Source organism: Rhodococcus sp. NPDC057014 (genome assembly GCF_042673295.1).
Classification (GTDB): Bacteria; Actinomycetota; Actinomycetes; order Mycobacteriales; family Mycobacteriaceae; genus Rhodococcus_F.
Map to the genome: position 1 here is coordinate 1 of NZ_JBHUSF010000356.1, position 8,967 is coordinate 8,967.

Annotated in this window: 10 protein-coding genes; 5 read left to right on the forward strand and 5 right to left on the reverse strand. The window is 68.2% G+C overall.

The window, feature by feature from the left end; translation table 11 throughout:
* Positions 1-36: 36 nt before the first annotated feature.
* Together ACFTZB_RS39195 and ACFTZB_RS39200 are read right to left on the reverse strand one after the other, a co-directional pair.
* Entirely contained in the window at positions 37-711 is a 675-nt protein-coding gene (locus tag ACFTZB_RS39195; protein WP_005256089.1) for a Crp/Fnr family transcriptional regulator, read from the reverse strand.
* A gap of 218 nt (positions 712-929) precedes the next feature.
* Positions 930-1,202: a hypothetical protein gene (locus ACFTZB_RS39200; protein WP_378440346.1), complete on the reverse strand. Its 273-nt coding sequence runs from the start codon at positions 1,200-1,202 to the stop codon at positions 930-932.
* A 21-nt stretch (positions 1,203-1,223) separates the two neighbouring features.
* Between ACFTZB_RS39200 and nth the strand changes: the two genes are divergently transcribed.
* Genes nth through marP form a run of 4 tightly spaced genes read left to right on the forward strand, consistent with a single transcriptional unit; the run spans position 1,224 to position 4,686 of the window.
* Positions 1,224-2,069, forward strand: a complete 846-nt coding sequence (nth, locus tag ACFTZB_RS39205; RefSeq protein ID WP_378440348.1) for an endonuclease III — start codon at positions 1,224-1,226, stop codon at positions 2,067-2,069.
* Positions 2,070-2,081: 12 nt separating this feature from the next.
* A complete protein-coding gene (locus ACFTZB_RS39210) occupies positions 2,082-2,741 on the forward strand; it encodes a TlpA family protein disulfide reductase (protein ID WP_378440350.1) in 660 nt (219 codons plus the stop codon).
* Positions 2,738-3,499, forward strand: a complete 762-nt coding sequence (locus ACFTZB_RS39215; RefSeq protein ID WP_378440352.1) for an NUDIX hydrolase — start codon at positions 2,738-2,740, stop codon at positions 3,497-3,499. The genes ACFTZB_RS39210 and ACFTZB_RS39215 overlap by 4 nt, the downstream gene beginning before the upstream one ends.
* Positions 3,496-4,686: an acid resistance serine protease MarP gene (gene marP / locus ACFTZB_RS39220; RefSeq protein WP_378440354.1), complete on the forward strand. Its 1,191-nt coding sequence runs from the start codon at positions 3,496-3,498 to the stop codon at positions 4,684-4,686. The genes ACFTZB_RS39215 and marP overlap by 4 nt, the downstream gene beginning before the upstream one ends.
* 3 nt (positions 4,687-4,689) lie before the next feature.
* Here marP and ACFTZB_RS39225 read toward each other — a convergent pair whose 3' ends face one another.
* Genes ACFTZB_RS39225 through nhaA form a run of 3 tightly spaced genes read right to left on the reverse strand, consistent with a single transcriptional unit; the run spans position 4,690 to position 7,394 of the window.
* Positions 4,690-5,628 (reverse strand): alpha/beta fold hydrolase, encoded by a 939-nt coding sequence (locus ACFTZB_RS39225; protein ID WP_378440355.1) that lies wholly within the window; start codon positions 5,626-5,628, stop codon positions 4,690-4,692.
* A gap of 9 nt (positions 5,629-5,637) precedes the next feature.
* Complete coding sequence (locus ACFTZB_RS39230) at positions 5,638-6,162, reverse strand: phage holin family protein (RefSeq protein ID WP_378440357.1); 525 nt, start codon at positions 6,160-6,162, stop codon at positions 5,638-5,640.
* Positions 6,159-7,394 (reverse strand): Na+/H+ antiporter NhaA, encoded by a 1,236-nt coding sequence (nhaA, locus tag ACFTZB_RS39235; protein ID WP_378440359.1) that lies wholly within the window; start codon positions 7,392-7,394, stop codon positions 6,159-6,161. The genes ACFTZB_RS39230 and nhaA overlap by 4 nt, the downstream gene beginning before the upstream one ends.
* 176 nt (positions 7,395-7,570) lie before the next feature.
* Here nhaA and ACFTZB_RS39240 point away from each other — a divergent pair, with 176 nt between their 5' ends.
* Positions 7,571-8,956: an MFS transporter gene (locus ACFTZB_RS39240; RefSeq protein WP_378440361.1), complete on the forward strand. Its 1,386-nt coding sequence runs from the start codon at positions 7,571-7,573 to the stop codon at positions 8,954-8,956.
* Positions 8,957-8,967: the final 11 nt, after the last annotated feature.

An 8,967-nucleotide genomic window follows, 5' to 3' on the forward strand; every position in this document is an offset into this window, starting at 1 on the left:
GCCGTGAGGGGGTGGCCGACGTCGTCGATGCGAGGACTACCGCGCGCGACGCGCCAGGCGCTCGGAGTCGGAGATCAGCACGCTCTTGCCTTCGAGGCGCAACCATCCGCGGTGCGCGAAGTCGGCGAGCGCCTTGTTGACGGTCTCGCGGGACGCGCCGACGAGCTGGGCGATCTCTTCCTGCGTGAGGTCGTGGGTGACGCGCAGTGAGCCCGCCTCCTGGGTGCCGAACCGCTGTGCGAGCTGCAGCAGCGCCTTGGCGACACGACCGGGGACGTCCGTGAAGATGAGGTCGGCCAGGTTGTTGTTGGTACGACGCAGACGGCGCGCGAGAACCCGCAGCAGCTGTTCGGCGATCTCGGGGCGGTGGTCGATCCACGCCTTGAGCGCTTCGCGGTCCATGCTGACCGCGCGGACCTCGGTGACTGTGGTCGCGGTGGAGGTACGCGGACCCGGGTCGAAGATGGACAGCTCACCGAACATGTCGGACGGGCCCATGATCGTCAGCAGGTTCTCACGGCCGTCCGGCGAGCGGCGGCCGATCTTCACCTTGCCGGAAACGATGATGTACAGGCGGTCACCGGGCTCACCTTCGTTGAAGATGACATGTCCGCGGGGGAAGTCGACAGGCTGCAGCTGCTTGGTCAGCGCCGCTACCGCTGAGGGCTCGACTCCTTGGAAGATGCCGGCTCTTGCCAGGACGTCGTCCACGTGCGCTCCTTGGGAATATTGTTCGTCTGTATGCATATTGTGCGCGATTTGCTGCATGTCGACGATGCCCCGGTGATCCGCGGCGTGTCGCTGTGCAACAGGTACGGCTCTGAAGTCTACGTTGAGACGGCTCGGTCTGAGTGACCGATACCACGGAAGTCGCAAAAGTTAACCGGGTGATGCGTCCGGTGGTGCGTCCTTCCGGGGTTTCGCAGGGGTCAGCTGGCGCGCCGCGAGCTCACTTCGGTGATGTCGGCGTCGTCGGATTCGAAGCCCGACCGCCCCTTGCGACGTCGATGGAAGCGTGCCAATGCGTGGGGGAAACCTTCGTGGGCCAGGGTGGCCACTTCGTCGTGACTTGCCTGGTCGAGGAACTCTTCCACCTCTTGCTGACGAACCGTGAGCCGGCGGAGTCTGAACTCCACCCGCTCCATTGCCAGCGCAAACAGCATCAGCAGCACTGGGAAGAGGACCACAGCGAGACCTTGCATACCGGGAAGTAAACACTGCAAATGTCTCAGAAGCGACACAGCGGCAATTCGGATCGGTCGGGTGTCCGTAGAGTTGATCCCGTGCATGCGACCCCCAGCGACGGCTCCGAAGTGCGTGGACGCACCCGTTCGCGGGCCGCGAAGCAGGAAGAAACCCGGCTCGGACTCGTCCGGCGCGCCCGGCGGATGAACCGCAGGCTCGCCGAGGCCTTCCCGCACGTCTATTGCGAACTCGACTTCACCACGCCCCTGGACCTCGCCGTCGCGACGATCCTGTCCGCGCAGTGCACTGACGTGCGGGTGAACATGGTGACGCCGGCGCTGTTCGCCCGCTACCCCGACGCGAAGGCGTACGCGGAGGCCGAACGCACCGAACTCGAGGAGTACATCCGGTCCACGGGTTTCTACCGAAACAAGACGAACTCTCTGATCGGACTCGGGCAGGCGCTGCTCGAGCGTTTCGACGGCGAGGTCCCCGGCAATCTGAAGGATCTCGTGACGCTCCCCGGGATCGGCCGGAAGACGGCCAACGTGATCCTCGGCAACGCGTTCGATGTGCCGGGAATCACGGTCGACACCCACTTCGGGCGGCTCGTGCGGCGGTGGAAGTGGACCGAGGAGGAAGATCCGGTCAAGGTCGAGCACGCCATCGGCGCCCTGATCGAGCGCAAGGAGTGGACGCTGCTCTCGCACCGGGTGATCTTCCACGGAAGGCGCGTCTGCCACGCCCGCAAGCCCGCGTGCGGGGTGTGTGTGCTCGCAGGTGACTGTCCGTCGTACGGCCTCGGCCCGGTCGACCCCGACGTCGCCGCCGGACTTGTTCGTGGACCGGAGACGGAGCATCTGCTGCGTCTGGCCGGCAGGTGAGGGTAGAGACGAGTGTCTAGTGCAGCGCGGTGGAGTCTGGCCGCCCTCGTGGTCGTGGTGGCTCTCGTGGTCGCGATCTGGCCGCGGGGCGACGACGCGGAGACGTCGTACCAGGACCGGTTCGGTGCGGGCGGCCCCACCCCGACGTCGGTGAGCGCCGATCCCGACGCGCTCGCGGCTCTGAGGGCGCAGGCGGGCCTGGCCCCGTGCCCCGCCCCGGTGACCGCGTCCGGGCCGTCGGCTGATCCGGTGCTGTCCGGCATCACGGTGGAATGCGTGGGTGACGGCAGTCGGGTGGATCTGGCGGCCGCGCTCGGTGGTAAACCGGCGCTGCTGAACCTGTGGGCGTACTGGTGTGGCCCCTGCGCCGAGGAGCTGCCCTATATGCAGCAGTTTTCGGATCGTGCGGGCGACGCGGTTACCGTGCTTACGGTGCACACCGATCCCAACGAGTCCAGCGCGCTGTCGAGGCTCATCGATTACTCCGTCACCCTGCCCGGTGTGCAGGACGGCGACGGTCGCGTCCGCGTCGCGGTCGGGGCCCCTCCCGTCCTCCCGGTCTCGGTGCTGATCCGGCCGGACGGCACCGTGGCGAAGGTCCTGCCGCAGCCGTTCCGCAGCGTCGACGAGATCGCGGACGCCGTCGAACAGAACCTGGGGGTGGCGGCATGACGTCTCCCGTGGACGGCGGTGCCGTTCCGCCCTGGCTGCGACGGGTCGTGCACCGGACGCCGGCCGACCCGCACCGGATCAACCCCGTTCTCGATCGGCGCGCGCCCACCGGCACGACCACCCGGGACGCGGCGGTGCTCGTGCTGTTCGGCGGTCCGGTCGAGGCGGACCCGCTGATGTCGGGCGGCCTGCCCGCCGGCGCCGACGTCCTGCTCACCCAGCGTGCGTCCACGATGCGTCAGCACAGTGGTCAGGTGGCCTTTCCCGGCGGTGCCAGCGACCCCGGCGACGAGGGACCCATCGCCACCGCGTTGCGGGAGGCCCAGGAGGAGACGGGACTCGACCCGTCCGGTGTCCGCCCGCTGGCCGTGCTCGAGGAGATCTTCATCCCGCCGTCCGGGTTCGACGTCACCCCCGTCCTCGCGTACTGGGAGACGCCCAGCGCGGTCGGCGTGGTCGATCCCGCGGAGGCCGAACGTGTCGCCCGGGTTCCCGTGCACACCCTGATCGATCCGCGGAACCGGTTCCAGGTGCGGCACCCGGCCGGGTACCAGGGCCCCGCATTCGCCGCCGACGGCATGCTCGTGTGGGGTTTCACCGCCGGCATCCTCGCCGCCCTGTTCGCCGTCTCCGGCTGGGAACAGGAGTGGGACCGCCGCGACATCCGCGACCTCGACACGGTCCTCGCCGAACTCGACAACGACCTGGACGACGACCACCTGATCCACGGTCACGGCCGCCCGGCGGCCGAGCGATGACCGGGTCGCAGTGGATCGACCTCGCCATCGTCCTGATCGCCTTCGTCGCGGCGACGTCGGGCTGGCGTCAGGGCGCCGTGGCGTCGGTGCTCGCCTTCATCGGCGTCGTGCTGGGCGCGGTCGCGGGCATCCTGATCGCGCCGCACGTACTGGTGCACGTGGACGAGGGCCGCGGTCGGGTGCTGGTCGGCATCGCCCTGATCGTGGTGCTGGTGATCGTCGGCGAGGTTGCCGGCATGGTCCTCGGCCGGGCCGCGCGGGGAAGCATGCACAGTCCGGTCGCTCGGTCCGTCGACAGCGTGATCGGCGCCTGCGTGCAGGCCGTCGCGGTGTTCGTCGCGGCATGGCTGCTGGCGATCCCGCTCACGTCCTCGTCCCAGCCGCAGCTGGCGGCGGCGGTGCGCGGGTCGACCGTCCTCGAGACGGTCGACAACATCGCACCCGCCTGGATGCGGCAACTGCCCACCGAGTTCACCGCCCTGCTCGACACGTCCGGGCTGCCCGACGTGATCGGGCCGTTCGGGCGCACCCCCATCACGACCGTCGACCCGCCGGACGCCAGCGTTCTGGAGAGTCCCGTCGCGTCCTCGCTGCAGTCGAGTGTGCTGAGGATCCGGGGTGTGGCCCCGAGTTGCCAGCGGGCGCTGGAGGGGTCCGGGTTCGTCGTCGCACCCGACCGGGTGATGACCAACGCGCACGTGGTCGCGGGAACGGCGGGCATCGTCGTCGACACCGCGAACGGGCCGATGGACGCCGAGGTCGTGCTGTTCGACCCGTCCGCCGACGTCGCGGTCCTCGAGGTGCCCGGACTGGACGCTCCCGTCCTGGACTTCGCGCCCGCACCTGCGCAGACCGGCGACAACGCGCTGGTGCTCGGCTACCCCGGCGGCGGGCCGTACACGGCCAGCGCCGCGCGGGTCCGGGAGATCCTGGACCTCAGCGGTCCCGACATCTACCGGGCGGGCACCGTTCAGCGTGAGGTGTACACGGTCCGCGGTTCCATCCGGCAGGGCAATTCGGGCGGGCCGCTCGTCGACAGCGACGGCCGGGTGCTCGGGGTTGTGTTCGGCGCCGCCGTCGACAACAGCGACACCGGGTTCGTGCTCACCGCCGCCGAGGTGTCGCGTCAGTTGCAGGCGGCGTCCGGGGCGTCGGTCGCCGTGGACACCGGGGCGTGCATCCTCTGACGGTCAGACCGTGCGGGGCGCGACGAGGTCGAGCAGGGCGGCGTTGACGCGGTCGGGGGCTTCCCAGTGTGCGTAGTGGCCGACCCCGGTGACGGTCTGCAACTGCTGGGTGGGTGCGAAGCGGTGGCTGCGGCGTACGGTGTCCGCGAGCACGTAGGGGTCGAGGTCGCCGTGGAGGTGCAGGACGGGGATCCGCAGCGTCTGATCCATCGACGCCATGAACCGGCTGCCGTCCGGGCGGAACTGGCTGCGGAACGCCCACCGCTGGTATTCCAGCGTGCAGTGCGCGGTGCCGGGGATCTGGATCGCCGACCGCATCCGTGACACCACGACGTCGAATTCCGGATTCTCCGTCCAGCCGGGTCCGGAGCGTTCGCGGATCAACCGCTCGACCTCCGACCCGCCGTCCCGGGTGAGGCGACGTTCGGGACGCCACGGCACCTGGCAGGCGACGAACGAAGGCAGCAGGGCTTTGCGCTGGTAGCGGTCGTGGAGGACGGCCTGCTTGAGCGCGAGGGGATGCGGTGAGCTGACCAGTGCGATCGACCGGACGAGTCGAGCGTGGAGCACCGCCGTGGCCCAGCAGACGAGGCCGCCGTCGGCGTGCCCGACCAGTGTGGCCTCGCCGTAGCCCATCGCCCGGATCAGGCCGGCGATGTCGCCGGCCAGCGTCCACCCGTCGTAGCCCCGCGGCGGTTTGTCGGAATCGCCGTATCCGCGGAGGTCGACGGCGACGGCCCGGTACCCCTGCTCGGAGAGTGCGGTCAGCTGGTGGCGCCACGACCACCAGAAGTCCGCGAACCCGTGCAGCAGGACGACGAGCGGCGCATCCGGTGCGGATGCGCCGACCTCGACGGTGTGGAATCGGATTCCGTTGGCGTGGATGTCGCGATGAATCCAGGGGCCGTCGAAACGGACGGTGGACGGATCGGGTGGTGCCACAGGAGCGAGTTACCGCGCGTGACGTCCGGTGGACGATGCGAGATGGGCTTCCGCATCCGAGTACGACGTGGGCAGCACGGTCTTGGCCTGCTTGAGGGAGTCGATGGTCTTCTCGGGTGCGCGGAGTTTGCGTACTCGCAGATAGCCGAGCAGTGCGAGGATCGCCGTCACCACGACCATGATCAGGAACACGATCAGGAACGCCAGCCAGCGGGCGATCCACACGTCGAGGAGTTCGGCGAGGAAGAAGAAGAAGAAGAACGAGCTGAACAGGAGCACGGTGAACGCGAGGATGAAGAACAGGCTGCCCTGCAGGCCCTTCTTGACCTCACCGGTGACCTCGGCCTTCGCGAGTTCGACCTCGGCGCGGACCAGGGTGGACACCTGCGCGGTCGCATGCTTGACCAGCGTGCCGAGGCTCGCCTCGCCGGGTGTCTGAGCGTCCACGTCCGTGAGCGGGATCGACGACACCGTGTTCGGCACCCCGTCTCCCGTATAACGCGGGCTGTCTCCCTTGCCGTGAGTGTTGCTCACTTGTCGACCCCTCCAGGTAGCTCTTGCACGTCCGAGTCATCCTGCCGGGCCGCATGGGCCCGACCGCGTCGCCACAGTAACGCTGATCCGATCAGCGACGCTGTCAACGATGTCACGAGCACCGCGACCTTAGCTATTTCGGCCGCGCTGCCGTCACCGATTCCCGCAAGCGCGAGATCCGCTACGAGAAGGCTAACGGTGAACCCGATCGCACCGAGCACTGAGAGGGCAAACATGTCCCGGAACCCCAGTGCTCGCGGTTTCTTGGCGATACCCAGGCGGATCGCGAGCCAGGAGACGCCGAAGATGCCGACGGTCTTGCCGACGAGGAGGCCGGCGATCACGGACTGCGAGATGGGGTTGGTGAACAGTTGCCCGAGGAGTTCGCTGCTGAGGGCGACCCCGGACGCGAACAGGGCGAACACCGGAACACAGAATCCCGACGACAGCGGCTGGATGCGGTGCTCGAGGCGGGACGCGGGGGATTCGCGTTCGCCGGGGTCGCGCCGCACCCGGGTGAGGAGGCCGAGAGCGACGCCGGCCAGCGTGGCGTGGATTCCGGCTTGGTGCATGCAGTACCAGGCGAACAGTGCGAGCGGAACGTAGAGCAGTGGGGTGGTGATGCGCCGGTGCTGGGCGATCGCGTAGACGGCAAGGCACACGGCGGCGCCCAGCAGCCACAGCAGGGCGATCGAACTGGTGAACAGGACGGCGATGAGCACGATCGCGAGAAGATCGTCGACGACGGCCAGGCTGAGCAGGAACACGCGCGCGCTCGCCGGGATGCGGGACCCGGTCAGCGCCAGCACGCCCAGTGCGAATGCGATGTCGGTGGCGACGGGGATGGCCCAACCCCGGTCCATGCCGGGTGTTCCGGCGCCGATCGTCGCGGCGATGATCGCGGGCACCACCACGCCGCCGCAGGCCGCGATGATCGGGAGCAGCGCGCGTTTGCGGTCGGCGAGTTCGCCGACCACCAGTTCCCGTTTCAGTTCCAGGCCGGCGACGAAGAAGAAGACCGCCAGCAGCCCGTCCTGCGCCCACGTCCCGACCGTCAGGTTCAGGTGGAGCGCCTCCGGGCCGATCTGCCGGTCGCGCAACGCGAAGTAGGAATCCGAGACGGGCGAGTTCGCCCACAGGAGGGCGACCGCGGCGGCGGCGAGCAGGATCGAACCGCCGACCGTCTCGGTGCGGAGGTAGCGGGAGAGTTCAGAGCGGAGGGGCTGGGTCACCGGGGTCGCTCGCTTTCGATGTGGTCGGGGTACGGCAAATGCTCTGCCGACCAGACTTCCCGGCGCACCGAGGAGAGCTTATCCAATTTGCCAAGCGAAAGACACGAGGTGTTCAATTCCTAAGGAATGGACTGTCGTCCCAATAGTTGAAATAGCATCGTGCAGGAGTAAGTCGAGTGAGCAGTGCCGTCGATACGTCGAAGCCAGATCCGGACGGCGGGGCCACCGTCGCCGGCGTACCCAGAAGCCGGATCGTCGTCGCGAGCATGGTGGGAACGTCCATCGAGTTCTACGACTTCTACATCTATGCCACCGCGGCCGTGTCGGTGTTCCCACACCTGTTCTTCCCCAAGGGAAACGGCACCACCGCCCTGCTGGCGTCCCTCGCCACGTTCGGACTCGCGTTCGTCGCGCGGCCGCTCGGGTCGATCCTGTTCGGCCACTTCGGCGACCGCATCGGACGCAAGACGACGCTCGTCGGCTCCCTCCTCACCATGGGTATCGCGACGTTCGTGATCGGTCTGCTGCCGACCTACCACCAGATCGGCATCGTCGCGCCCGCGCTGCTGGCGTTGATGCGCTTCTGTCAGGGTCTGGGACTGGGCGGTGAGTGGAGCGGCGCGGCACTGCTCGCGACCGAGACCGCGCAGAAGGGCAAGCGGGCGTGGGCGGCCATGTGGCCGCAGCTGGGCGCGCCGATCGGTTTCTTCCTCGCCAACGGTCTGTTCCTGATCATCACGCTGTTCCTCGACCACGACAACAGCAGCCCCGACCTGGACGGCGCGTTCCTCACCTGGGGTTGGCGGATCCCGTTCCTGCTCAGCGCGATCATGGTGATGATCGGTCTGTACGTGCGGCTCAAGCTGGAGGAGACGCCCGTGTTCGCCCGCGCCGTCGCGCGCGGCGAAAAGGTGAAGACCCCGATCGCCGAGGTGTTCAAGACCAGCTGGCGTCAGCTGATCATCGGCACATTCGTCATGCTCGCCACCTACACGCTCTTCTACATCATGACCACCTGGGTGCTGAGCTACGGCACCGGCAAGACCCCCGCGCAGGGCGGCACGGGAGCCGGGTTCCACTACACCGACTTCCTGGTGCTGCAGCTGGTCGCGGTCCTGTTCTTCGCCGGCGCGGTCCCCGTGTCGGGGTGGCTGGCCGACCGCTTCGGTCGCCGCATCACGCTGCTCACGATCACCGGGTTCATCATGCTGTTCGGCCTCACGTTCGGTGTCATGCTGAACCAGGACGGCATGGGCAACGCTCGCATGCTCGCGTTCCTGGCAATCGGAATGTTGTTGATGGGCCTGACGTTCGGGCCGATGAGCGCCGTTCTGCCGGAGCTGTTCCCGACCAACGTGCGCTACACGGGTTCGGGGATCGCCTACAACACCGCCAGCATCCTCGGCGCCGCCGTCGCACCGTTCATCGCCACCTGGCTCGCCACGTCGTACGGCGTCGGCTGGGTGGGCATCTACCTGCTGATCGCCGCCGCGCTCACGTTCGTCGCGCTGCTCGTCATGCGCGAGACGAAGAACGAGTCCCTCGACGATGTAGGCGCGTAGCGCCTGTGAGT